Here is a 24,415-nt window from a genome sequence, read left to right on the forward strand (position 1 = left end):
AAATGCTACAGCGTCCTTTGCGCGTCTTGAAAGACGCACGGCGCCGTAGCGTGATCGGCGCGCATCCTAGCCACGCAAGGCGCGCGGGCAAGGGCGAACCGCCGAATTTCAGGGCTTATGTCAGACAAAACGACAATGCGCCGCACCGGATGCGCACGGCAGCACCGTCGGGGTTGGGGATTGCGGAGGATCGCCGGTCAGATCGCCTTGGCGCGCAGGGCGCCGCGGAAGGAATCGCGGAGATAGCCGAGCGTGGCGTCGGCATCGACCGGCTTGCCGAACAGATAGCCCTGTCCGCCGGCGCAGCCAAACTGGACCAGGCGATCGGCCTGCGCTTCCTGCTCGATTCCTTCGGCGACGACGTCCATGCCGAGCCCTTCGCACATGGCCAGAATGGCGCGGATGATGTGTTCCGACGGCCTGTCGTCGAGAATGGAGGAGACGAAGGCGCGGTCGATCTTGAGCTTGTCGAAATGGAATTCGCGCAAGCGGCCGAGCGAGGATTGGCCGGTGCCGAAATCGTCGAGCGAGACGCGGATGCCGACGCGGCGCAGATCCTCGACGATCTGAGCGGCCGAGGCCGGGTCGTTCATCAGGCCGGTCTCGGTGATCTCGATCTCCAGCCGGCGCGGATCGAAGCCGGTGCGGTCGAGGATCGCCAGTATGTGCAGGCCGGTGTTCTGGTCGACGAGCTGCGAGGGTGACAGGTTGAACGACAGGAACAGGTCCTTCGGCCAGCTTCTGGCGGCCTCCGTCGCCTTGCGCAGCACCAGCTGCGACAACGGGCCGATGATGCCGCGCTCCTCGGCGATGGGAATGAAGACGGTCGGCGGCACGGAACCCAGGTCGCGGTCGGTCCAGCGCGCCAGCGTCTCGAAGCCGATGGTGCGGCGCGTGGCGAGATCGACGATGGGTTGGAAATGCGGCTCCACCTCGCCGGCCGAGACAGCCCGGCGCAGCGCCTGTTCGATGCGGGTGACGCGCTTGGCCGCTTCTTCCATCTCACGGGTGTAGACGACGACGCGGCCACGGCCGGAACGCTTGGCGTGGTAGAGTGCCGTCTCTGCCTTGTTGATGAGGATTTCCGTGGTCTCGTCGCCCGAATAGAACAACGAGCAGCCGACCGAGGCCGAAAGCCTGGCGGTGCGTTCGCCGACATCGTAGGGCGCCGACAGGATCTCGATCAGCATGCGCGACTTTTCGGCCGCAGCGTCCTCGCTGAATACCATCGGATAGAGAAAAGCGAATTCGTCGGCGCCGATGCGGCAGACCGTGGAATAGCCGTCCATAGAGGCGCGCAGCCGCATCGCGACCTGGATCAGGATGTCGTCGCCGGCCTTGTGGCCGAACAGATCGTTGATCGGCTTGAAGCCGTCGAGGTCGAGAATCCCGACGGTAAAGGGCGCGGGATCGTCGGCTCGGTCGGCGATCAGCCGATCGACCTTGTCGAAGAAGCGGCGATGGTTGCCAAGCCCGGTCAACGGATCGGTGAATGCCAGATCCGTGCTCTCCCTGTTTGCCTGACCGGTGCCAAACGAAGTTTGCATCGGTGTCCCTGTTTTGTGACTTCGGAATTTATTTTCAGACTGGCAGCAAACCCTTTAGGAAACGTATCGCGAAATCGATTTTCCATGGGCAACCGCGACCTGTTTCGAAGGATCGATGTGAGGTGTGCATTCGGGCTCAAGGAACAACGAGGACGCGCAGCCTGGCTCCTGTCACGGAATGACCGGCAGGGCCGAGCTTGCGACTTGCTGATGCCAATCTTCAAAAGGTCGCGATTGGCAGACGGGCAGTGAGCCTGTACAGGCAGGACAGTCGCCCATCAGAGCCGCCGGAGACCCGCCATGAAGCTGAAAATCGCCGTCCAGATGGACCACATCTCCACCGTGTCGATCGCCGGCGACACCTCGTTCGCGCTGTCGCTGGAAGCGCAGCGGCGTGGCCATGAGCTGTTCCACTACACGCCGGATCGGCTGTCGTTGCGCGACGGCAAGGTGTTTGCCCGCATTGAGGAGATGCAGGTGCGCGACGAGAAAGGCAGCCACTATTCGCTGGGCGAGAAGGTGCGCACCGATCTGTCGGAGATGGACGTCGTCCTGCTGCGCCAGGATCCGCCCTTCGACATGAACTACATCACCACCACGCACATCCTGGAGCGCATCCACCCGAAGACGCTCGTGGTCAACGACCCGGCCTGGGTGCGCAACAGCCCGGAAAAGATCTTCGTCACCGAATTTGCCGACCTGATGCCGGACACGCTGATCACCAAGGATCCACTCGAAGTTGCCGCCTTCCGCAAGGAGTTCGGCGACATCATCGTCAAGCCGCTCTACGGCAATGGCGGCGCCGGCATCTTCCATCTGCTGGAGGGCGACCGCAACCTGGCCTCGCTGCTGGAAATGTTCGGCCAGATGTTTCGCGAACCCTATATCGTGCAGCGCTATCTCAAGGACGTGCGCAAGGGCGACAAGCGCATCATCCTGATCGACGGCGAGCCGGTCGGCGCCATCAACCGGGTGCCCGCCGAACATGATTCCCGCTCCAATATGCATGTCGGCGGCCGCGCCGAAAAGACCGAGCTGACGGCGCGCGAACGCGAGATCTGCGCCCGCATCGGGCCGTCGCTGAAGGAGCGTGGCTTCATCCTGGTCGGCATCGACGTCATCGGTGACTACATGACCGAGATCAATGTCACCTCGCCGACCGGCGTGCGCGAGGTCAAACGCTTCGGCGGCGCCGACATCGCCAGCCTGTTCTGGGACGCGGTCGAGGACAAGCGCGGGTAAGCCGTTTTCATTTTGTCTTAACCATGTTCCGTTTTTGCAACCGCGCTCAATTCGGCTGCAACCCACGCGCTCACATGTTCCCGTAATGTTCTTGATTTGACCGAGGATTTGTGATTGTCTGCCCGTGGGGCCATTTCTTGGCCATCGCGTGGGTTGTGGCCTGGGGGCAAAGAAATGGTGGCGCGGGTTCGCACGGTCGCTTTCCAAGGCATCGAGGCCGTGCCGGTCGATGTGCAGGTGATGATCGCGCCCGGCAAGGTCAACATGCACATCGTCGGCCTGGGCGACAAGGCGGTGGCCGAAAGCCGCGAGCGGGTGCAGGCCGCACTGCATGCTTCAGGCCTGTCGATGCCGTCGAAGAAGGTCACGGTCAATCTGGCGCCGGCCGACCTGCCGAAGGAAGGCAGTCACTACGACCTGCCGATCGCGCTTGGCCTGATGGCTGCCCTTGGCGCCATTCCGGGCGACATGCTGGCCGGCTATGTCGTACTTGGAGAATTGTCGCTCGACGGCACGATTGCCGCGGTCGCCGGCGCCTTGCCGGCGGCGATCGCCGCCAATGCCGAGGGCAAAGGCCTGATCTGCCCGTTCGCCTGCGGACCTGAGGCGGCCTGGGCTGGAAAGGATTTCGACATTCTGGCACCGCGCAGCCTGATTGCCATCGCCAATCATTTTCGCGGCACGCAGGTGCTGTCGCGCCCCGAGGCCGGCATCCACGCCGCCGCGCCGGATTTGCCCGACCTCGCCGACATCAAGGGCCAGGAGACCGCCAAGCGGGCGCTGGAAGTGGCGGCCGCCGGCGGGCATAATCTTCTCATGATCGGGCCGCCGGGCTCGGGCAAATCGATGCTGGCGCAGCGGCTGCCGTCGATCCTGCCGCCGCTGGCGCCGAAGGAATTGCTCGAAGTCTCGATGATCGCGTCGGTGGCGGGAGAGCTCGGCGAAGGCAAATTGACCGACCGGCGGCCGTTCCGCGCTCCGCACCACTCGGCCTCGATGGCGGCGATGGTCGGCGGCGGCATTCGCGCGCGGCCGGGCGAGGTGTCGCTGGCCCATCACGGCGTGCTGTTCCTCGACGAGTTTCCCGAGTTCACGCCGCAGACGCTCGATGCGCTGCGCCAGCCGTTAGAGACCGGCGACTGCATGATCGCGCGGGCCAACCATCGCGTCACCTATCCAGCGCGTATCCAGCTGGTGGCGGCGATGAACCCGTGCCGTTGCGGCATGGCCGGCGAGCCGGGCTATCGCTGCCTGCGCGGCGAGCGCTGCCGCACCGACTACCAGGCGCGCATTTCGGGCCCGCTGCTCGACCGCATCGATCTCAGGATCGAAGTGCCGGCGGTCTCGGCCAGCGACCTGATCCGGCCCGACCGGGCGGAGAAAAGTGCCGATGTGGCGATGCGTGTGGCACGCGCCCGCACCATCCAGCGCGAGCGCTTCGAGCGGCTCGGCGCCACCCGCGCCACCACCAACGCGCATTGCGCGCCCTCGGTCATCGAGGAGATCGCCATGCCGGACGCCGCCGGCCTGTCGCTGCTCAAGGACGCCAGCGAAAAGCTCGCCTTTTCGGCGCGAGCCTATCACCGGGTGCTGAAGGTGGCGCGGACACTCGCCGATCTCGACGCCAGCGAAACCGTCGGCCGCATCCATCTGGCCGAAGCGATTTCCTACCGCATGAGTTCGGAGCGGGTAGCACAGGCGGCGTAGGTCTCGCCGCCCGACAAGCCCACCTCGCCAAATTGCCTTCCGCGATCACGCCATAACCGTCATCCGACGAATCGGCCATCTCCGCACTGCGGCGGACCTGATTGTCCGCTTGGTCGACGTCCTCACCACCCAACGGCCCCCACCGACCGGGCGCCGGCCGTTTCTCCGTCTTCGGGGGCGTGGACGTCATCGCATCGGACCAAAGTCTTGGTCTCCGCATTGGGAATTCCTTATTTAGATAATGTGAATATGATTGCGGTCGGGGAGCCCGCTATGTTCGTTGACTACTACGAAGTTTTGGAAGTCAGCCCGAACGCCAACTCGGAAACGCTGGAGCGCATATTTCGCTATTTTGCGATGCGCTATCATCCCGACAATCGCGAAACCGGCGATGAAGCCCGCTTCAGTGAAATCGTGGAAGCCCACAACACGCTCAAGGATCCGGTCAAACGCGCTCAATACGACATCGCGTATAGGGACCATGCCGGCCTTCGCCGCGAATTGACCGAGGAAGCCAGCAACAGCAAAGGCATCGAGCGGGATGTCGTGATCCAGGCCAGGCTGCTGTCGCTGCTTTACGCGAAGCGCCGGCACGACGTCAGCAATCCCGGGATCGGGGATGTGGAGCTCGAACGCCTGTCAGACTGTCCGCGAGAGCATCTCGAGTTTCATCTCTGGTATCTGAAAGCGAAGGGCTGGATAGCAAGAGTGGAAAACGGGACGATCGCGATTACGGTGGAAGGCGTCGATAGGGTCAACTCCGAACACCGTCGCGATCCCACCATCCGGCTCCTGGACCATACAGCTTCCTGACGCCTCACCTCCGGAGGAAGTCAGGCCGAAGACCTGCCGGCCCATTCACGGCAGGGACTGGCCTCTTCAGCCCTGCTGCGCCTTCAGTTCCAGCCGCCGCGCGTGCAACACCGGCTCGGTGTAGCCGTTGGGCTGGGCGCGGCCCTTGAATACCAGGTCGCAGGCGGCGAGGAAGGCTATCGACTTGTCAAAGTCGGCCGCCATCGGCTCGTAGAGCGGGTCGCCCTCGTTCTGGCGGTCGACGATGTCAGCCATGCGCTTCATCGTCGCCATCACCTGGTCCTCGCTGCACACGCCGTGGTGCAGCCAGTTGGCGATGTGCTGTGAGGAAATCCGCAGCGTGGCGCGGTCTTCCATCAGGCCGACATCGTTGATGTCAGGCACTTTCGAGCAGCCGACGCCCTGGTCGATCCAGCGCACGACATAGCCAAGAATGCCCTGCGCGTTGTTGTCGAGTTCCTTCTGGATATCATCCGGCGACCAGTTCGGCCGCACCGCGACGGGCACCGACAGGATGTCGTCGAGCCTGGCCTTGGGCCGGTTCTTCAGCGCCGCCTGCACGGCGTGAACATCGACCTTGTGATAGTGCGTGGCATGCAGCGTCGCCGCCGTCGGCGACGGCACCCAGGCAGTGTTGGCGCCGGCCTTGGGGTGGGCGATCTTCTCGACCAGCATCGCAGCCATCAGATCCGGCATCGCCCACATGCCCTTGCCGATCTGGGCGTGGCCGGCCAAGCCGCATTCCAGCCCGATGTCGACATTCCACGCCTCGTAGGCGGAAATCCAGGCGGCCTGCTTCATGTCGCCCTTGCGGATCATCGGGCCGGCTTCCATCGAGGTGTGGATCTCGTCGCCGGTGCGGTCGAGAAAGCCGGTGTTGATGAACACGACGCGCTCCTTTGCGGCGCGGATTGCCTCCTTGAGGTTGACGGTGGTGCGCCGCTCCTCGTCCATGATGCCCATCTTGATGGTATTTTTCGCCATGCCGAGCAGCGCTTCGACGCGGTCGAACATCTCGACGGCGAAAGCGACTTCGTCGGGCCCATGCATCTTGGGTTTCACGACATACATCGAGCCGGCTCGGGAATTGGCGCGGCGGCCGTTCGGCCCGACATCGTGCAGCGCGATCAGCGCCGTCATCGCCGCATCCATGATGCCTTCCGGAACCTCATTGCCGTCGCGGTCGAGGATCGCCGGGCTGGTCATCAGGTGGCCGACATTCCTGACCAGCATCAGCGAGCGGCCGGGCACGGTCAGCGTGCCACCGGCGGGCGCGGTGTAGGCGCGGTCGGGATTGAGCTTGCGGACAAAACTCTTGCCGCCCTTGGTGATCTCTTCCGCCAGGTCACCCTTCATCAGGCCGAGCCAGTTGCGGTAGACGACGACCTTGTCTGGCGCATCCACCGCCGCGACCGAATCCTCGCAGTCCTGGATGGTGGTCAGCGCCGATTCCAGGATCACATCGGCGATGCCCGCCGGATCGGTGCGGCCGATCTGGTTGTTGCGGTCGATCACGATCTCGATGTGCAGGCCGTTGCGCACAAGCAGCACGGCATCGGGATTGGCGGCATCGCCGCGATAGCCGACGAATTGCCTGGGGTCGGCCAGCGTCGTCGAGCCGGCGCCGGCGCTCAGCCGCAAGGCACCTTGCGCCAGCGACAGGCCATTGACGCCGGCCCATTTGCCGGACGTGAGCGGGGCAGCCTCGTCGAGAAAGGTCTTCGTCCAGGCGACGACCTTGGCGCCGCGTGCCGGATTGAAGGCTTTGCCCTTTTCGGCGCCATCCGTTTCGGGGATGGCATCGGTGCCGTAGAGCGCATCGTAGAGCGAACCCCAGCGCGCATTGGCAGCGTTGAGCGCATAGCGCGCATTCATCACCGGCACGACCAGCTGCGGTCCGGCAACATCAGCAATTTCCGGGTCGACATTGTCGGTCGACACGCTGAAGGCCGGGCCTTCGGGAACGAGGTAGCCGATCCCTTTCAGGAAGCCCTTGTAGGCCTCCATGTCGACCGGCGCGCCGTGATCGCGATACCAGCCGTCTATCTGTTCCTGGATGGCGTCACGCTTTGCCAGCAGCTCCCGGTTCTTCGGCGCCAGATCATGGACGATGGCCGAAAAACCGTTCCAGAAGGCGTCCGCTTCGATCCCCGTGCCCGGCAGCGCTTCCCTGGCCACGAACTCATGCAGCTCGCGGGCAATCCGCAATCCGGCGATCTCGATGCGGTCGGTCATCAGGCTACTCCAGATGAAAGGCTTTGCGGGCCTTTGGCATGTCAGGTTTGCCGGGTCAATTCAGCTTAGGGTGAAGGTGGCGTATTTCGCCGCGTCGCTCAAACCGCAATGCGCGGCCTTCCCGAGGCCACGGCCACGACATGCGCCTCGATGAACATGCGCTGGGCCTCGACGGTCGAGACCCGGAATTCGGTGGCGACGTCGATCTCGGCGCTGTCGGTGCCGGCATCCCTGGCGCGCTCCGCGACGATGGCGCGGACATCGGCCTCGGCCGCCGCGATCGCCGCTGCCTCGTCGAGGAAATCGCGTACGGTCTCGCCCGAGGCGAGACGAAACAGCCCTTCTATGGGCTGGCTGACCCGCGCCTCGGCCGAAACCCTGACCTGGCCGACGACGGCGCCGAGCGCGTTGGCGACATCGGTATCCCTGGGCACCACGCAGTCATTGCCGATCAGCTCGGCCAAGCCGGCATAGTGCAGCGGCGCCGAGGCGCCGAGGCCGATGACCGGGCGGTCGAGCGCAACGCTCAGGCGGGCGATGCCGGGATGCGCGTCGACTGCGCGCTGCACCAGGGCGTGCGCCACCGTCGCGGCGCCGTCGAGCCCATCCTCGGCAAAGGCGGTCTCGAGGATATATTCGGCCGACCAGCGCGTCAGCGTCACCAGCACCCGTTCCGAGATCGCTTCCGGCGAAGCGGCAATGTTCTGGCCACGGCCGTCACGCTTGCGGGCGAACAGTTCGGCGCCGAGGCGCGCCGCGATGGGGTCCCAGTTCGCCTGCTTGCCCAGCACGTGGGCGGCGTCCGACGGGGTGAAGCCGGCGACATGCACCAGCCCGCGCGACACCAGCCGGTTCAGCGTCGCGTTCTGCGCATTCGAGGTCAAAAGCCTGTCGACGGCGAGCGGCACGGCACCGATGGCCTCGTAGAGCCTGGCTTCGGCGCCGGTCAGGCCGGCGGCGAGCCGGTCCGGCACGCCGGTGCGCACCGCGAAGCGGCCGTCCATGCGGCCGGGATTGGGTGCCCGCAGATGGCGCTCCAGCTCTGAAATCACCGCTACGCCATGCGCCATGCCGGCCAGCGCCAGCGGCACCAGGCGGCGCGGCCCGAGCAGGATCTTCGGGTTGAGCGCGCCATCCTCCAGCGCCACTTCGGAATCGCCGCCGAGGCCGAAGGTGCGCATGGCGACGGCCTCGACCATGGTGCGGAAGCCGCCGACGGTGGCGCCTTCCGGATCTAGCCTGGGACGGCCGCCGTCGAGCACGGCGACGTCGGTGGTGGTGCCGCCGATGTCGGACACCACAGCATTGTCGAGCCCGGTCATGTGGCGGGCGCCGACCAGGCTGGCGGCCGGGCCGGACAGGATGGTCTCGATCGGTCGCTGGCGGGCAAAAGCGGCTGAAACCAGCGCGCCATCGCCGCGCACCACCATCAGCGGTGCTGCGATGTTGCGCGCCTCGAGGAAGCCTTCGGTCGCTGCCACCAGCCGGTCGATCATCGAGATCAGCCTGGCGTTGAGCAAAGTGGTCAGCGCCCGGCGCGGGCCGCCGAGCTTGGCCGACAGCTCGTGGCTCGATGTGACCGGCAGGCCGGACTTGTCGCGGATCAACTCGCGGGCGGCGATCTCATGCGCCGGATTGCGGGTGGCGAAGTAGGCGCAGACGGCAAAGCCGGACACCGAGGCGCCGAGTTCCGGCAGCGCCGCTTCCAGTCCGGACAGATCGAGCTTGGCGGCATTGCCATGCACGTCGTGGCCGCCCGGACAAAAAACCACCGGATCGGTGCCGAGCGCGGCCTTCAGCCCGTCGCGGGCGAGATCGCCCTCGGAAAAGCCGATCATCACCAGCGCGACGCGGCCGCCCTGGCCCTCGACGAGCGCGTTGGTGGCAAGCGTCGTCGACATCGACACCAGCTTGATATCAGCCGGATCGGTTCCGGCTTTCTGCAGCACCGCGTCGACGGCGCCGGAAATGCCGACGGCAAGATCATGCCTGGTGGTCAGCGCCTTGGCCTTGGCCAGCACCTTGCCCTTGTTCGGCCCTTCTTGCGGGCCTTCCGTTTCAGACCACAACACGGCATCGGTATAGGTGCCGCCGGTGTCGATCCCGAGGAACAACGGTTTTGGCTTGGTCTTAGGTGTCATTTTTGGCGGCGGTCCGGCTGGGGAGTCTGTCTGCCCCTGCCTTTAGCCGATGCGGGCCGGTCGATAAAGCTGCGAGCGCTGGGCCAAGGCGGAGATTGGCAGCGTTGGCCGAAGCGCCAACCTACCCGACAAACCCCACTTTCTTGTGCGTGCCATCGCAGAACGGCTTGTTGGCGGAATGGCCGCAGCGGCAGAGGAAGGCGCGTTGTGTACGGTCGACCGTATGGCCGGTTCCGGTGACGATCTCGAGATTGCCCTCAAGCTTGAGCGGGCCATTGGTGGTCGGCGTCACTTTCAGCGGACCATTTCTCGCTTCGAGCGCCGGCGTGTCCTTCAGCTGCGGCTCGCCGGTGGCGGCAAAACCGGATTTGTTGTGGCTGCCGTCGCAGAACGGCTTGTTTTCCGAAGCGCCGCAGCGGCAGAGCGTGGCACGATAAGAAGTCTCGCCGTCGAGAACGATCTCGGCGTGTACTGCCAGCGGGCCGTTTTCCCGCAGCCGCACCGTGTTGACCACTGGTGCTTGCTCCTGCGGCCCGCCATCCTTCCTGACATAGGTGATGGCGCCCGACGGGCAGCTTTCGGCGATGGCGACGATCTTCTCGACGCTGGCCGCCTCGGGATGGATCCATTGACCCGGCGCGTTGGGCACGAAGACGTGCGGATCGCCGAGCACGCAGTTGCGCGAATGGATGCAGCGCTTGCCGGAAAACCCGACGTCGATCTTGTCGCTTTCGACCATGCCGGCCATAGCTGAGCTCCTTTTGCCTGAAGCACGTCGCGTCTGAACAGTTCGAGGCGGCGCGCGCTGCGTATTTGCACAGGCTATGGCTCCAGCCCGAAGACCGTCAAGCTGGCAAACCGGTCAGGGGACCAGTTCGATCTCCTCGGTCTCGCCGCCGCTGCAGGTGTAGCAGCAATCCTCGCATTTTTCCTTGTTGCCGGGGCCGACGCCCCAATAGGTGCCCTCGTCACCATCGACCCAGGCGCCGTAACAGATCGATTCCCCGGCGTTGCAGGATATCGGCAGCTGCTTGGTCTCGCCGTCGTCGAGGTAGAAGTCCTTGTCATCGCCCGGCCAGACATAGTCGCGGTCCTGGCTGTAGAGTTCGACGCGCATGGCGTTGGGGTGGCCGTTCTTGATGGCAAAGGTGACATCGTCGGCACGCGCCGCCGGCACGAGCAGCATGAGGAGAGACAGCGCGGCCAGCACGCGGCGCGCATAGACATGAAACATGAGTGACCCCCTGAATAAGCGGCCCACCCGGCCGCGTGGCGACCATCGCACGCAGCGCTGAATCGCGGAAGTGGACCGGACGAGCCGATCCCTGACTTAATTTGGGTCCAACGAAAACTTGCGCGCTCTACGGCACCAGATCGATCGTCTCTGTCGAGTGTTCCACGCAGATGAAGCAGCAGGTGTCGCAAGGCTGGTCATTGTCCGGCCCGACGCCGGCCGAGAGGCTGTCATTGCCGTCGGCCCAGGCGCCATAGCAGATATGTTCGCCCTGATTGCAGGAGAACGGCACAGATTTCTGCGACCGAGGGGCGATCAGGAACACCTTGTCGTTGCCCGGCCAGACCGTCTCGCGGTCGCGGCTGAACAGCTCGACCGCGACTGCTTCCTTGCGCAGGTTCTTGACGAAGAAGGCCATGTCGGCGGCCTGCGCCGAGGCGGTGAAGACCAGCGCCGCCAGTGCAACCATACGAAACAGCGTCACGGCCTGGATCTCCCGAATCACCGCGGCAGAATCGCATGCCTGCCCGCAACTAGGAAGGTGCGGAACCCTGCGTCGCGATCTCATGCCCCAGCCGCACCGTTTCACGCACCAGCAGGTCGAGATCCTCGCGCCGTGTGCGATGATTGGTGATCGCCACGCGCAACCAGTGCTCGCCATGCACCGTGGTGTCCGAAAGGGCCGCAATGCCCTGTTCCTGCAGCCGCAGCATGATCTCCGTGTTGAGCGCCTTCAGAGCCTCGCCTGTCAGACCGGGCTGATAGCGGAAGCAGACGATGTTGACGGTCGGCGATGCCGCCAGCTGCAGCCCAGGCGCGGCCTCGATCAAGCCGGCAAGATAGACGGCCTGGGCAATGTTCTGGTCGATCAGGCGGCCGAATTTCTCGACACCGTGCTCCTTCAGCGCCATCCACACCTTCAGCGCGCGAAAACCGCGCGACGTCTGAAGGCCGTAGTCGTGCAGCCATTCGCCGGAAGCGAGGCCGCGCGGCGTCGATTCCAGATATTCCGGCGTCACCGCGAAGGTCCCGCGATGCGCGGCGGCATCCCTGACCAGGGCGCAGCCGACTTCGAACGGCGCGTGCAGCCATTTGTGGGGATCGAGCGCGACCGAATCCGCCCGTTCGATGCCGGCGACGCGATGGGCATTCTCAGGCGCAATGGCGATCAGCGCGCCGATGCAGCCGTCGACATGGAACCAGAGGCCTTCCTCATGTGACAGCTTCGCAAGCGCCTGCAAATCGTCGATCGCCCCGGTGTTGACGGTGCCCGCCGTACCGATGACGCAGGCCGGCTTGAACCCTGCCGCGCGGTCCTCTGTGATCGCGGCACGCAAGGCGGCGATATCGATGCGCAGCCCGGCATCGGTCGGGATGCGGCGCAGTGCCCGGTTGCCGAGGCCAAGTGCCTCCATCGCCTTGCGGTGGCACGAGTGGATCTGCTCCGAGCCGTAGAAGCGCAGCGGCTTTTCGATGGCGGCGACACCATGCTCGCGCACGTCGATGCCGGCCTTGACGTTGCGCGCCACGGTCAGCCCGATGATGTTGGCCATCGAGCCGCCGCTGACCAGCGTGCCGCCGGCAGAAGCGGGAAAGCCCAGCATCTCCTTGCACCAGTTCACCACCTGGCTGTCCATCAGCCCGGCGGCGTGGTTGCCGCCGCCGAGGTTCGAGCCCTGGATTGCCGCCAGGAAATCGCCGAGCGCACCGGTGAAATTGCTCGACCCCATATACCAGGACCAGAAGCGCGGATGGATGTTGCCCATTGGATAGGACATCACCGTGCGGGACACCTCAGAATAGACCGCATCCAGCGGCGCCGGCGAGCGCGGCAGCGGCGCCGAGAAGGCCCCTCTCACATCGGCCGGCATCTCCCGCCAGACCGGGCGGTCGCGCACATCGCGGAGGTAATCGACCGCATCGTCGATGACCCGGTGCGACAGGGCCTGCACATCGGCCCAATCCAGGGGGTCGAGCGTTTCCTCGGCCAAAAGGCCGAGGTTTTCTTGCACGGCGTCCATACCAGATCTCCCGTCAAGCCGCCGGGAACTGGCAGCCGGGCGTCGAGCGCGACAGGACGGTCTCGTCGGCATCCATCTCGGCCTCGATGCCGTCGAACAGCGGCGTCGACATGTAGCGTTCGCCGGTGTCGGGCAGCATGCACAGGATCACCGCGCCAGCCGGCGCCTTCTCAGCGACCTGCCGCGCCACGGCGAAGGTCGCGCCGCCGGAAATGCCGGTGAAGATGCCCTCTTTGCGCGCCAATTCCCTCGCCCATTTGATGCCCTCGGGCCCGGCGATCGGCATCACCTCGTCATAGAGGCTGGTGTCGATCGCCTCCTGCAGCACGTTGGGGATGAAATCCGGCGTCCAGCCCTGGATCGGGTGCGGCTCGAAGGCTGGATGGCTGGCGGCGGGAGCACCATCGGCGCCGCGCTGCTGGACCTTGCCGCTGCCGATGAGCTGCGCGTTGGCCGGCTCGGACAGCACGATGCGGGTTTCCGGCCGCTCGCGGCGCAGCACGCGCGCCACGCCCACCACCGTGCCGCCGGTGCCATAGCCGGTGACGAAGCAATCAAGCCGCGAGCCGGCGAAATCATTGACGATCTCGCGCGCCGTCGTTGCCTCGTGGATGGCGGCGTTGGCGGCCGTCTCGAACTGGCGGGCAAGGAACCAGCCATTGGCCTCGGCCAGTTCCACCGCCTTCTTGTACATGCCGAAACCTTTTTCTGCGCGCGGCGTCAGCACCACCTTGGCGCCCAGCATGCGCATCAGTTTGCGGCGCTCGACCGAAAAACTGTCGGCCATCGTGACGACCAGCGGATAGCCCTTTTGCGCGCAGACCATGGCGAGGCCAATGCCGGTGTTGCCGCTGGTCGCCTCGACCACCGTCTGGCCCGGCTTCAGCGCCCCGCTGCGCTCGCCCTCCTCGATGATGTTGAGCGCCAGCCGGTCCTTCACCGAGGCGCCGGGATTGAAATACTCGGCCTTGACGTAGATCGTCGCGTGGGACGGTCCGAGATTGTTGATGCGAACCACCGGCGTGTCGCCGACGGTGTCGAGAATGCTGTCGAACAGGCGGCCGCGCCCGGCCGTGGTTCTGATCTTCTGCTGCTGCAACATCTTGGTCTCCTTGATTGTCATCGCGTTTTGTCTTCACGGGCCGGTTACAAACCGGCGGGTTGGGCGGCGAGGTTTGGTGACCTTGCCGCGCTAGGACTGACATGCCGCACAGCGGCAATGGCCGTATCCGGCGCTGAGATCCGCTGCCGGATGCGCCGTGTCGTGTTTGGTGATACAGGAGAGGCCGACAGGCCAGCGTGGGAGCAGGCGTGGAAACGCACGTGGAATCCACTCGATCGAGGCCGGACGGCGACATGCCGGTCCTTTCCGTGCGCCTGCTCGGACCGCTGATGATCTCCCGCGACGGCGCTCCGGTTGCCCTGCCCGCGTCACGCAAGCTGCGCGCGCTGCTCGCCTATCTGGCGCTGGCGCCGCATCCGGTCAGCCGCAGTCGCCTGTGCGAGTTGTTGTGGGATGTGCCGAACGACCCAAGGGGCGAACTGCGCTGGTGCCTGAGCAAGCTGCGCGGCGCGCTTGACATGCCGGCCCGGCGCCGGGTCTCCACCCAAGGCGATACGGTCGCACTCGATCTCGACGATTGCCTGGTCGATGTGCTGGAGGTCAGCCGCGCCGCCGCGCAAGGGATCGGCACGCTTGACGTCGAGCGCTTGCGCGTGCTGGCCGGACTGTTTGCCGGCGATTTCCTCGACGGGCTGGAGCTCGAGCGCAGCCCGCATTTCAACAGCTGGCTGATCGCGCAGCGCCGCCGCTTCAGCGCTTGCCATGCCGCCGTGCTGGAACGCCTTGTCGCGAGCCTGCCGGCTTATAGTGACGAGGCGATCGCCCATCTCGACACATGGGTGGAACTGGCGCCGTTCGACACGTGCGGACATCTGGCGTTGCTGTCCAATCTGGCCGGGCGCGGCGAGGTCGGCGCGGCCGAAGAGCATCTGGCCGCGGCGGAACGATTGTTTCGGTCGGAGGAGCTCGATTTCGCACCGCTTCGCGCGGCCTGGCGGGCGATCCGTGACCGACAGTCGGGCACCTCGCTTCGAACGGCCTGCCTGTCCACGCTATCGCCACTGGTGGCTACCATGCCCACCGCACCCGGCCCGGTCGAGCCCAGCCACGCTTCGCTGGCGGTGATGCCGTTTGTCGAGGAGAGCGGCGGCACGCGCGGCGGATTGGCCGACGGTTTCACCCACGACATCATCACCCGCCTGGCCAAGCTCAGGGATTTCTTCGTCATCGCGCGCGGATCGGTGTTTGCGCTGGCAGAGCAGAACATCGCGCCCGAGGATGCCGGCCGCCGGCTGAATGTCGACTATGTCGCCACCGGCACGGTGCGCAGCCCGTCCGGCCGCCTCATCGTCAGCGTCGAGCTGATCGAGGTGCGCAGCGCCAGGATCGTCTGGGCCGAGACCTTCGAGCGCAGGCCCGATGACATCTTTTCCGTGCTCGACGACATCGGCAACAGCATCGTCTCCTCGATCTCGGCCGAGATCGAAACGGTCGAGCGCAACCGCGCCATGCTGAAGGCGCCCAGCTCGCTCAACGCCTGGGAGGCGTACCATCGCGGCCTCTGGCACATGTACCGCTTCACCCAGGCCGAAAACGAGCAGGCGCGGCATTTCTTTGCCCAGGCCTTGCAGCTCGACCCGACCTTCGCCCGTGCCTATGCCGGCCTGTCCTTCACCCACTGGCAGAACGCCTTCCAGCGCTGGGGCGATCGCGACCGCGAAAGCGCGCTGGCCTTCGAGAGCGCCGGCCACAGCCTGCTGGTCGACGACCACAATCCGGCCGCCCATTGGGCGATGGGCCGGGCGCTGTGGCTGCGCGGCGAGCAGGACGGCTCGCTGCTCGAACTCGAGCGGGCGGTCGATCTCAGCCCCAACTTCGCGCTCGGCCACTACGCTTTGTCCTTCGTGCATTCGCAGTCGGGCGACCCGCGAGCGGCGATAGGCTCTTCCGATCATTCGCGCCATCTCAGCCCGTTCGACCCGCTGCTGTTCGGCATGCTGGGCGCACGCGCCATGGCGCATGTCCGGCTCGGCCAGTTTGAGGAGGCGGCCGAATGGGCGCTGAAGGCGGCGGCGCGGCCCAACGCCCACGCCATCATACTGGCGATCGCCGCGCACTGCCTGGCGCTGGCCGGACGGCTCGACGAGGCGCGCGGCTTCGCCGCCGCCATCCGCAAGACAAGGCCGGACTATTGCGCCGACGATTTCATCGGCACCTTCCGCTTCGAACCGGATGCCGTAGCGCTATTCCGGCAGGGCGCCAGCCGCATCGGGCTCAACTGAAGCCTGGATCGCCATCTTGGGGATCGCGTGGGAATTTCGCCTCAAATCCGCCGGGTTAACGAAGTCGGAAGGAGTTGTTTAACCGTTAGCTTCTATGTCACGGCCCGGGGGGCCGACAAAGTGAGTATGATGAGCAACAGCCCCGACAAGCGCAATGAATGGCGCGCCATATTTTACGTGCAGGCTCGCGTTGCCATCCTGTTTGTCCCGGTGGTTGCCAGCCTGCTGATCATAGCGGCGCTTGCCGGAAACGAACGCAAGTCGGTTCCCAGCATGATCGACCCGACCGTCACCGGCTCCGTGCGGTAGGCGCTATCGGTCGGCGTTAGCCCTCTCGGGGAGAGCGCCTTCTGAAGAAAAAGAAGGTCGAAGGAAAGGCCCTCCCGATCAACGAGGGAAGGCGCTATGCGCTTTTCCTGGGAAACCACTTCACACTTTCCCGGACTTGCTCCAGGAGAGCGTGCTTTCCGGCAGCATTCGCTTGAGCACGTCGTCCTTGCGGATGAAATGATGCCATAGCGCCGCGGCCGCGTGCACTCCGGCGAGGATGAGGATCGAATTGGCGCACAGGCTGTGCAGTTCCCTGATGAACCGGGCCGTGTCGCGGTCGGGCGATACCGGGGCCGGGATGGTGAAGAGGCCGAAGAAGCTCAAGGCGTCGCCCCTATACCAAGTCAGCAGGATGCCGAGAGCCGGAATGGTCACCAGCAGCGCATAGAGCAGCAGATGCGCGATCTTGGCCGCCCATCGTTCAAGCTCCGACATTTCCGTCTGCAGCCCTGGCGTTCCCAGTATCAGGCGCAGGCCGACGCGGATGACGACCAGCGCAACCAACAGCAGCCCGAACGAAATATGGAACCACCAGACGAGCGCGCGGCCGGGATCGCCGCGCGGAAAAAGTTCTTCCACATAGGTCAAGCCATAAAGGCCGATGACCAGCAGAAACACCGCCCAGTGAATGGCTTTTTGTGCGCTTGTATAGGTGGGGTGCATGCGAGCCTTCCAGTTTTGAATACTTCTAAACTAGCCGCGATCATGTCAAAGCTTTGTCGGGCTCGGATGATCGTGAGCTGGCAGGACACTGGAACGGGTAAGCTGTCAGTTTGCGGACAGTCGGGCATCGAGCGCGTAATGCTGGACAAAGAAAAGCCCGGGCGAACCGGGCTCTTCTTCGGCGTCTCCAGGGCGCTCAAACAAAGCGCGGGATCGGACCGTTCTGCGGGGTCACATCGTCGCCGAGGTCGACAAACACCTCGTCGACATAGCACCATGCCCAGCCTTCGGGTGGATCGTAGCCCTCGATGATCGGATGCTTGGTGGCGTGGAAATGCTTGGTGGCGTGGCGGTTGGGCGAGTCGTCGCAGCAGCCGACATGGCCGCAGGTACGGCACAGCCGCAGATGCACCCATTTCGACCCGCTCTTCAGGCATTCCTCGCAGCCGAGCGCGCTCGGCGTGACCTTCCCGATGTCGCGCGTATGTCTGCATTCATCCATCATGGTCTCCCGGCCATTCGAAATGTGTCGGCGTTGCCGCGCGCGAGGTAGGCATGCAGAGCCGCGACCACCTGGGCGCCTTCGCCGACAGCCGCCGCGACCCGTTTGACCGAACCGGCGCGGACATCGCCTATGGCGAACACGCCGCTGCGGCTCGTCTCCATCTGCGCCGATCCTATGTCCGATCCGGTGCGCACGAAACCCCTTGCGTCCAGCGCGACATCGCAGTTGGCCAGCCAATCGGTGTTCGGATCGGCGCCGATGAAGAGAAAGAGATGGCGGATCGGGCGCGTCGTTTCCGCGCCGCTGGCGCGGTTGCGCCAGCGCACGGTGGCAAGATTGCCCTCTTCGCCGTCCAGCGCCTCGATTTCGGTCCCGGTCAGCACCTCGATGTTCGGCTGCGCCCGGATACGCTCGACCAGGTAGCGCGACATGCTGGCATCGAGGCTGCCGCCGCGCGCCAGCAGCGCCACCTTCCGCGCATGACTGGCCAAGTAGACAGCCGCTTGCCCGGCCGAATTGCCGGCGCCGACCAGCGCCACTTCCTGGCCCGCGCAAAGCCGGCCTTCGATGGGCGACGCCCAATAGTGCACGGACGTCCCCTCGAACCGCGCCAGATTGGCGATGTCGAGACGGCGATAGCGCGCGCCGCTGGCGATCACCACACTGCGCGTGCGCACGGTCTCGCCGTCACCGACATCGAGCAGATAGCGGGCGCCTGACGTGTCGGTGGCCGCGCTCAAAAGTTTCGCCTCGTCCGGGATGACCATTTCAACGCCGAACTTCTGCGCCTGGTTGTAGGCGCGCGCCATCAGCGCCATGCCGGTGATGCCGGTCGGGAAACCGAGATAGTTCTCGAGCGCGAGGAGGCGCCGGCCTGTCCGCCGAAGGCACGGCAATCGAGCACGATCGTCGACAGCCCTTCGGATGCCGCATAGACCGCCGCCGCCAGCCCTGCCGGGCCGGCGCCGACGATGGCCACGTCATACACCGTATCGGCATCGATCGGGCGCAACAGGCCGACGCAGCGGGCGAGGTCCTTTTCGCCGGGGTTCATCAGCAGCCTGCCGTTTGGACAGAGCACGATCGGCAGGTGGTGCGGATCGACCTCGAAGCGTTCTACCAGCGTTTTGGCGCAGGGATCGCTGTCGGAATCGAGCACGCGGTGCGGCTGGCCGCTGCGCGCCAGAAAACCCTGCAGCCGCAACACGTCGGCATTGTCCTGGGGTCCGATGATGATCGGCCCGCTGGTGGCGCTCTCCAAAAGCCCGACGCGGCGCAGGATCAGCGCCCGCATGATGCGCTCGCCGAGATTGGCCTCCTGCACCATCAGGTCGCGCAGCCGCTGCGAGGCGATGACGAACGCCTCCACCGGCTCGGCGGCCTGCGCATTCACCAGCGAGGGACGGGCCGAAAGCTGCGCCAGCTCACCGACAAAGCTGCCCGGGCCGTGCGTGACGATCGTCTCGCGCCGGCCGAGCCCGCCGTCCTGGGTGATGTCCACGCTACCCGACAGCACGACGATCAGGCCGGGCGCCACATCGCCTGCCGTGACGATGTTCTCGCCGGCCGCATAGGTGCTGGCCTCGCCGAACCGGCGCATGCGATCGATGTCCACCTCGGCCAGCGTGGGGAACGCCTGGTCGCGGCGGGCACCGAAGATCGGGTTGGTGGATTGAGCCATGGTTTTGAGCGTAGCGAAGCGGCCGCGGAGTTTGAAGCGGTTTGTGAGGGGACTGGCCGGAAGGGGAGGTTGGCTGAAAAGAAAAAGCCCGGACGAACCGGGCTTTTTTCTCTAAGTTTCTGAACCGTCAAGTGGTTCGAAACGGGAATTTGGTGCCCAGAAGAGGACTCGAACCTCCACTCCTTGCGGAACACGGACCTGAACCGTGCGCGTCTACCAATTCCGCCATCTGGGCTGGTGCGGGCTCATGTAAGCGGGCAAGCGATTGCTGTCAACGCGCTTTTTTCGCAGGTGCTCCGTTCGCCGGCTCAGTCGTCCAGCACTTCCTTGGAAGCGACGGTGGAATCGGCGTTGAGCTGGTAGATGACCGGCACGCCGGTGCCGAGTTCCAGCTTGACGATCTCCTCGCCCGACTTGCCGTCGAGCGCCATGATCAGAGCGCGCAGGGAGTTGCCGTGCGCGGCGACCAGCACGGTGCCGCCGCGCAGCACATGCGGCTGCAAATCGTGCAGGTAATAGGGCCAGACGCGGGCGCCGGTGTCCTTCAGGCTTTCGCCGGCAGGCGGCGGCACGTCGTAGGAGCGGCGCCAGACATGCACCTGCTCCTCGCCCCATTTCTTGCGGGCGTCGTCCTTGTTGAGGCCGGAGAGGTCGCCATAGTCGCGCTCGTTGAGCGCCTGGTCGCGGATGGTCTTCAGGTCGCCCTGGCCAACCGCGTCGAGGATGTGCTGGCATGTCTTTTGCGCCCGGATCAGCGCGGAGGTGAAGGCGATGTCGAATTTCAGGCCGCGCGCCTTGAGCTTTTGCCCGGCGGCCTTGGCCTCGGCGTGGCCCTGTTCGGTCAGGTCGACGTCGCGCCAGCCGGTGAACAGGTTCTTCAAATTCCATTCGCTCTGGCCGTGGCGCACGAGCACGAGGGTTCGCGACATGTTTGCTCCTTCAGGTTTATGGATCAGGCCGGCTCAGCTGAGGCCGAGCACGTCCCGCATCGAATACAGTCCCGGCTTCTTGCCGCGCGCCCAAAGCGCCGCCTTGACGGCGCCCCGAGCGAAGATGGCGCGGTCCTCGGCGTGGTGCGACAGGGTGATGCGCTCGCCGGTGCCGGCCAGCATCACGCTGTGGTCGCCGACGACAGAGCCCCCGCGCAACGTGGCAAAGCCGATCGAGCCCGTCTTGCGCACCCCGGTGTGGCCGTCGCGGACGCGCACGTCGTTGCCTGAGAGCTCGATACCACGCCCGGCGGCGGCGGCTTCACCCAGCAGCAGCGCCGTGCCCGAAGGCGCGTCGACCTTGTGCTTGTGGTGCATTTCGAGGATCTCGATGTCGAAATCGTCGGCATCGAGCGCGCGCGCCGCCTGCTCGACCAGCACCGCCAGAAGATTGACGCCGAGGCTCATATTGCCCGATTTGACGATCGTCGCATGGCGCGCCGCCGCCGCGATCCTGGCATTGTCATCGGTCGAACAGCCGGTCGTGCCGATGACATGGACGATGCGCGCCTGCGCCGCGTAGCCGGCGAATTCGACCGTCGAAGCAGGCGTGGTGAAATCGAGCACACCGTCGGCCTTGGCGAACACCGGCAGCGGATCGTCGCTGATCGGCACGTTGATGATGCCGATGCCGGCCAGCTCGCCGGCATCCTTGCCCAGATGCGGCGAATCCGCCCGCTCGACCGCGCCGATGACCCGCGCGCCTGATATAGAGTGGATGGCACGGATCAGCGTCTGGCCCATGCGGCCGGCGGCGCCCACCACCACCAGGCCCATATCATTTGCCGGTCCGTCGGTTGCGGGCGTGGCGCTCATGTCGTGCTCCCGGCGATGCTCTGCGTGTCGATGCCTTGTGACAGGCGTTGCGCCGAAGTCCGGATCGGCGCGCTGTCGTCGACAAGCCCCAGACCCTTGACGCCCTGGATGCGGTGGAAGCGGGCATAGACGCTGTGCGGATCGGCCATCAGCGAGGCGTGCGTGCCTTCCTCGACCAGCCGGCCCTGTTCCATGACGATGATGTGGTCGGCATTGACCACCGTCGACAGCCGGTGCGCGATGACGATGGTGGTGCGGCCTTCCATGACCTTTGTCAGCGCCTGCTGGACGCGAGCCTCGGCCTCGTTGTCGAGCGCCGATGTCGCTTCGTCGAGCAAAAGGATCGGTGCCTGCCGCACGATGGCCCGCGCGATCGAGACGCGCTGGCGCTGGCCGCCGGACAGCGTCACGCCGTTCTCGCCGACCGGCGTGTCGTAGCCCTGCGGCTGCTGGCGAATGAAGTCGTCGGCCGCGGCTTGGCCCGCGGCCTGTTCGATCTCGGCATCGGTGGCGCTCAGCCGGCCGTAGCGGATATTGTCGCGGATGGTGCCTTCGAACAGATAGGGCTGCTGCGAGACATAGGCGATGGAACCGCGCAGCGACTGTTTGGTGACCTTCGAGATGTCCTGGCCGTCGATCTCGATCGACCCCGCCTCGACATCGTAGAAGCGCTGCAGCAGCGCCACCAATGTCGTCTTGCCGGCGCCCGAAGCGCCGACGATTGCCGTCACCTTGCCGGCCGCGGCGACGAAACTCAGATCCTGCAGCACCGGAGCCTCCTCGACATAGCGGAAGGAGACGTTGTTGAAACGCACTTCGCCGGAGGTGAATTTCGCCTCGGCGGCGCCTTGGGCGTCGCTCTGCTGCGGCTCGATGTCGAGAAGCTCGTAGATCATGCGTGCATTGACCAGCGCGCGCTCCATGCCGACCTGCATGCGCGCCAGCCGGCGGGCCGGATCATAGGCGAGCGTCAGCGCCGTGATGAAGGAAAACACCGCGCCCGGCGGCTGGCCGAGAACGGTGGCCCGGTAGCCGGAATAGGCGATGACGCTGGCGAAGGCGATGCCGGCCAGCAGTTCGGAAACCGGCGTCAGCCGCTCGGAGACGCGAGCGATCTTGTTCGACCGCTGCTCGGCATCCTCGGCTAGCTGGCTGATCCGGCGCGACAGCTCGTCCTCCATGGTGAAGGCCTTGACGATGGCGATGCCTTGCGTGGCTTCCTGCATGGCGCCGATCAGCCGAGAGTTGATCTGCACCGATTCGCGCGTGATGCGGCGCACCCGGCGCATCAGATAGGTGACGGTCCAGATCAGCGGCGGCCCGATCAGCAGCGAACTCAAGGAGAGTATCGGATCCTGGTAGATCATCACGCCGACCAGGCCGACCAGCGAGACGGCATCACGCGCGGTCGAGGTCACCGTCATCGACAACAGGTCGCGAATGCCGTTGACGTTCTCGTTGACCTGCGCGGCCAGCCGCCCGGACCTTGTGTCGTTGAAGAAGGAGACGCCAAGCTTCATCAGATGGTTGAAGATGCGCTGCTGATAGCGCGCCACCAGATTGTTGCCGATCCTGGCCATCGTCACCGCCTGGCCGTAGCCGGCAAGGCCGCGCAGGATGAAGGCACCGAGCAGTGCGGCGCAGATCCATGGGATCAGGTCGCCGCGTCGTTCGTAGAAGATCTGGTTGACGACCGGGCTCATGATCCAGGCGGCAAGCGCCGTCGTCGCCGACACGGTCAGCAGGCAGAGGATGGTGAAAACATACGCGCCCCGATAGTCGCGGCCATTTTCCTGGAGGATACGGCGGACGACCGCCACGATCTCTCCCGCACGGGGTTTCGACAAATTGGGGGGCTGAAATGTCAAATTGGAGCGCTTCGTAGATTTCCGCTTCCCGCGGCCGGGCAATTTGGCACCCCTCTTAACGCCAAGCAGCCAGCTTGCCTATGCCTCGGGGTGACTAACTTCGTCGCGCCAGCGCCGGCCCGAAGTCTGGACGCCGAACAGCGAGGGGTTCCTGGCATAGGCGGCAAGGCCCAGAAGTGCGGCCAGCGGATGGGTGATGACATAGACCGGCATGGTGCGCATCATCGCGCTGTGCGGCGCCTTGTCCTCGAAAGCGACACGGAAATTGCCGGCTTTCAGCGCCGGCACGATCTTCTGCGCGATGCCACCGGTGAGAAACACGCCGCCGCGGCTCATGAACACCAGAGCAAGGTCGCCTGCGGTGCGCCCAAGGCAGGTGACGAAGGTCTCCAGCGCTTCCTCGGCAACCGGATCGGTTTTCGCAAGTGCCGCGGCAGTGATCTCGGCCGGCGTGGTGAAGGGCGACGGCTTGCCGTCCGCCTTGGCAACCGCCCGATAGACATTGACCAGACCGCGTCCGCACAGGATCTGCTCACCCGAAATGCGGCCCTCCAGCTTCTCGATATGCGGAAAAACCTCGAAATCGCGGGCCGAGCGCGGACCGATGTCCATATGGCCGCCCTCGCCGGGCACCGGTATCCAGTGGTGCAGCGCATGGACCAGCCCGGCGACGCCGAGCCCGGTTCCGGGGCCGAGCACGACGCGGCCGGCATTGGGCTCCGGCGTGCCGCCGCCGATCTTTTCCATGTGCTCCTCGCCGAGCGCGACGACGGCCAGCGCCTGCGCCTCGAAATCGTTGAGCACGACGATGTCGCTCAGGCCGAGGCTGGCGAACATTTTTCTCGGCTTGACGATCCAGGGGCAGTTGGTCAGTTCGATCTCGTCGCCGTCGACCGGACCGGCCACCGCCAGCACCGCCGAATTGGGACGCACCGACGAGCGATCGAGCACGGCCGCCTGGATCGCCTCGTCGATGGTGTTGTAGTTCGCCGTCTGGACGATGGTCGGCTCGCCTGCCTCGGAATTGGCGTCGAGCACGATCGAAAAGCGCGCATTGGTGCCGCCGATGTCGCCGATAAGGATCGGAAACCGCAACAAAGTATCGTCGTCGCCTGTGCCTGGCATGCTCTCGTCCGTCTCCGGCGCCACCGACGGCATCTAGCCGTTCTTCCGTTGACTAGCGCATGGGTTTGAAAAGGGAAACGGTTTTCGACCCCGGCGGCGCGCTGAGACCGGCTGTGCGGCCAAACCGACACGGTTTCGCAAAAATAAGGCGCC

At 65.3% G+C, this 24,415-nt stretch carries 19 protein-coding genes, 1 tRNA gene and 1 pseudogene; 5 read left to right on the forward strand and 16 right to left on the reverse strand.

Going from position 1 to position 24,415, the window contains the following annotated elements:
- Positions 1–197 precede the first annotated feature (197 nt).
- Positions 198–1,547 carry a putative bifunctional diguanylate cyclase/phosphodiesterase gene (locus MESCI_RS03660; RefSeq protein WP_013528600.1) on the reverse strand — a complete coding sequence of 450 codons (1,350 nt, stop codon included), beginning with the start codon at positions 1,545–1,547 and terminating at the stop codon, positions 198–200.
- Positions 1,548–1,847: 300 nt separating this feature from the next.
- Between MESCI_RS03660 and gshB the strand changes: the two genes are divergently transcribed.
- The 3 genes from gshB to MESCI_RS03675 all read left to right on the forward strand — a co-directional run bounded on the left by gshB (position 1,848) and on the right by MESCI_RS03675 (position 5,309).
- Positions 1,848–2,789, forward strand: coding sequence for a glutathione synthase (gene gshB / locus MESCI_RS03665; protein ID WP_013528601.1), 942 nt, complete (start codon positions 1,848–1,850; stop codon positions 2,787–2,789).
- 174 nt (positions 2,790–2,963) lie between these two features.
- Entirely contained in the window at positions 2,964–4,496 is a 1,533-nt protein-coding gene (locus MESCI_RS03670; protein WP_013528602.1) for a YifB family Mg chelatase-like AAA ATPase, read from the forward strand.
- Between the two features lie 273 nt (positions 4,497–4,769).
- Positions 4,770–5,309, forward strand: coding sequence for a J domain-containing protein (locus MESCI_RS03675; RefSeq protein WP_013528603.1), 540 nt, complete (start codon positions 4,770–4,772; stop codon positions 5,307–5,309).
- A 66-nt stretch (positions 5,310–5,375) separates the two neighbouring features.
- On the opposite strand, the gene MESCI_RS03680 is transcribed toward MESCI_RS03675, so the two are convergent.
- The 7 genes from MESCI_RS03680 to cysK all read right to left on the reverse strand — a co-directional run bounded on the left by MESCI_RS03680 (position 5,376) and on the right by cysK (position 14,042).
- Positions 5,376–7,544, reverse strand: coding sequence for a malate synthase G (locus MESCI_RS03680; protein ID WP_013528604.1), 2,169 nt, complete (start codon positions 7,542–7,544; stop codon positions 5,376–5,378).
- A gap of 98 nt (positions 7,545–7,642) precedes the next feature.
- Positions 7,643–9,685, reverse strand: coding sequence for a hydantoinase/oxoprolinase family protein (locus MESCI_RS03685; RefSeq protein ID WP_013528605.1), 2,043 nt, complete (start codon positions 9,683–9,685; stop codon positions 7,643–7,645).
- 121 nt (positions 9,686–9,806) lie between these two features.
- Positions 9,807–10,433: a CDGSH iron-sulfur domain-containing protein gene (locus MESCI_RS03690; RefSeq protein ID WP_013528606.1), complete on the reverse strand. Its 627-nt coding sequence runs from the start codon at positions 10,431–10,433 to the stop codon at positions 9,807–9,809.
- Between the two features lie 114 nt (positions 10,434–10,547).
- A complete protein-coding gene (locus tag MESCI_RS03695; protein ID WP_013528607.1) occupies positions 10,548–10,919 on the reverse strand; it encodes a hypothetical protein in 372 nt (123 codons plus the stop codon).
- Positions 10,920–11,046: 127 nt separating this feature from the next.
- Positions 11,047–11,403 carry a hypothetical protein gene (locus tag MESCI_RS03700; protein WP_013528608.1) on the reverse strand — a complete coding sequence of 119 codons (357 nt, stop codon included), beginning with the start codon at positions 11,401–11,403 and terminating at the stop codon, positions 11,047–11,049.
- 49 nt (positions 11,404–11,452) lie between these two features.
- Positions 11,453–12,940, reverse strand: a complete 1,488-nt coding sequence (locus MESCI_RS03705; RefSeq protein ID WP_013528609.1) for a pyridoxal phosphate-dependent decarboxylase family protein — start codon at positions 12,938–12,940, stop codon at positions 11,453–11,455.
- A gap of 13 nt (positions 12,941–12,953) precedes the next feature.
- Positions 12,954–14,042: a cysteine synthase A gene (gene cysK / locus MESCI_RS03710; protein ID WP_013528610.1), complete on the reverse strand. Its 1,089-nt coding sequence runs from the start codon at positions 14,040–14,042 to the stop codon at positions 12,954–12,956.
- A gap of 254 nt (positions 14,043–14,296) precedes the next feature.
- Between cysK and MESCI_RS03715 the strand changes: the two genes are divergently transcribed.
- Together MESCI_RS03715 and MESCI_RS03720 are read left to right on the forward strand one after the other, a co-directional pair.
- Positions 14,297–16,285 (forward strand): adenylate cyclase, encoded by a 1,989-nt coding sequence (locus tag MESCI_RS03715; protein ID WP_013528611.1) that lies wholly within the window; start codon positions 14,297–14,299, stop codon positions 16,283–16,285.
- A 129-nt stretch (positions 16,286–16,414) separates the two neighbouring features.
- Positions 16,415–16,594 (forward strand): hypothetical protein, encoded by a 180-nt coding sequence (locus MESCI_RS03720; protein WP_023814179.1) that lies wholly within the window; start codon positions 16,415–16,417, stop codon positions 16,592–16,594.
- A gap of 120 nt (positions 16,595–16,714) precedes the next feature.
- On the opposite strand, the gene MESCI_RS03725 is transcribed toward MESCI_RS03720, so the two are convergent.
- From MESCI_RS03725 to MESCI_RS03760, 8 genes and pseudogenes are all read right to left on the reverse strand, one after another.
- On the reverse strand, positions 16,715–17,278 hold the full coding sequence (locus MESCI_RS03725) for a cytochrome b (protein ID WP_013528613.1): 564 nt from the start codon (positions 17,276–17,278) through the stop codon (positions 16,715–16,717).
- A 196-nt stretch (positions 17,279–17,474) separates the two neighbouring features.
- Positions 17,475–17,783: a UBP-type zinc finger domain-containing protein gene (locus MESCI_RS03730; protein WP_164754754.1), complete on the reverse strand. Its 309-nt coding sequence runs from the start codon at positions 17,781–17,783 to the stop codon at positions 17,475–17,477.
- Positions 17,780–19,464 (reverse strand): annotated as a pseudogene (locus MESCI_RS03735) (FAD-dependent oxidoreductase). Before MESCI_RS03735 ends, MESCI_RS03730 begins: the two are co-directional and overlap by 4 nt.
- Before the next feature lie 150 nt (positions 19,465–19,614).
- Positions 19,615–19,699, reverse strand: a tRNA-Leu gene (locus MESCI_RS03740).
- A gap of 73 nt (positions 19,700–19,772) precedes the next feature.
- A complete protein-coding gene (locus MESCI_RS03745) occupies positions 19,773–20,393 on the reverse strand; it encodes a 2,3-bisphosphoglycerate-dependent phosphoglycerate mutase (RefSeq protein WP_013528615.1) in 621 nt (206 codons plus the stop codon).
- 33 nt (positions 20,394–20,426) lie between these two features.
- Positions 20,427–21,269 carry a 4-hydroxy-tetrahydrodipicolinate reductase gene (gene dapB / locus MESCI_RS03750; RefSeq protein ID WP_013528616.1) on the reverse strand — a complete coding sequence of 281 codons (843 nt, stop codon included), beginning with the start codon at positions 21,267–21,269 and terminating at the stop codon, positions 20,427–20,429.
- Positions 21,266–23,137, reverse strand: a complete 1,872-nt coding sequence (locus MESCI_RS03755; RefSeq protein ID WP_013528617.1) for an ABC transporter ATP-binding protein — start codon at positions 23,135–23,137, stop codon at positions 21,266–21,268. Before MESCI_RS03755 ends, dapB begins: the two co-directional genes overlap by 4 nt.
- A gap of 78 nt (positions 23,138–23,215) precedes the next feature.
- Positions 23,216–24,262 carry a glucokinase gene (locus tag MESCI_RS03760; RefSeq protein ID WP_013528618.1) on the reverse strand — a complete coding sequence of 349 codons (1,047 nt, stop codon included), beginning with the start codon at positions 24,260–24,262 and terminating at the stop codon, positions 23,216–23,218.
- Positions 24,263–24,415 lie beyond the last annotated feature (153 nt).

Origin of the sequence: Mesorhizobium ciceri biovar biserrulae WSM1271 (assembly GCF_000185905.1) — a bacterium.
Classification (GTDB): Bacteria; Pseudomonadota; Alphaproteobacteria; order Rhizobiales; family Rhizobiaceae; genus Mesorhizobium; species Mesorhizobium ciceri.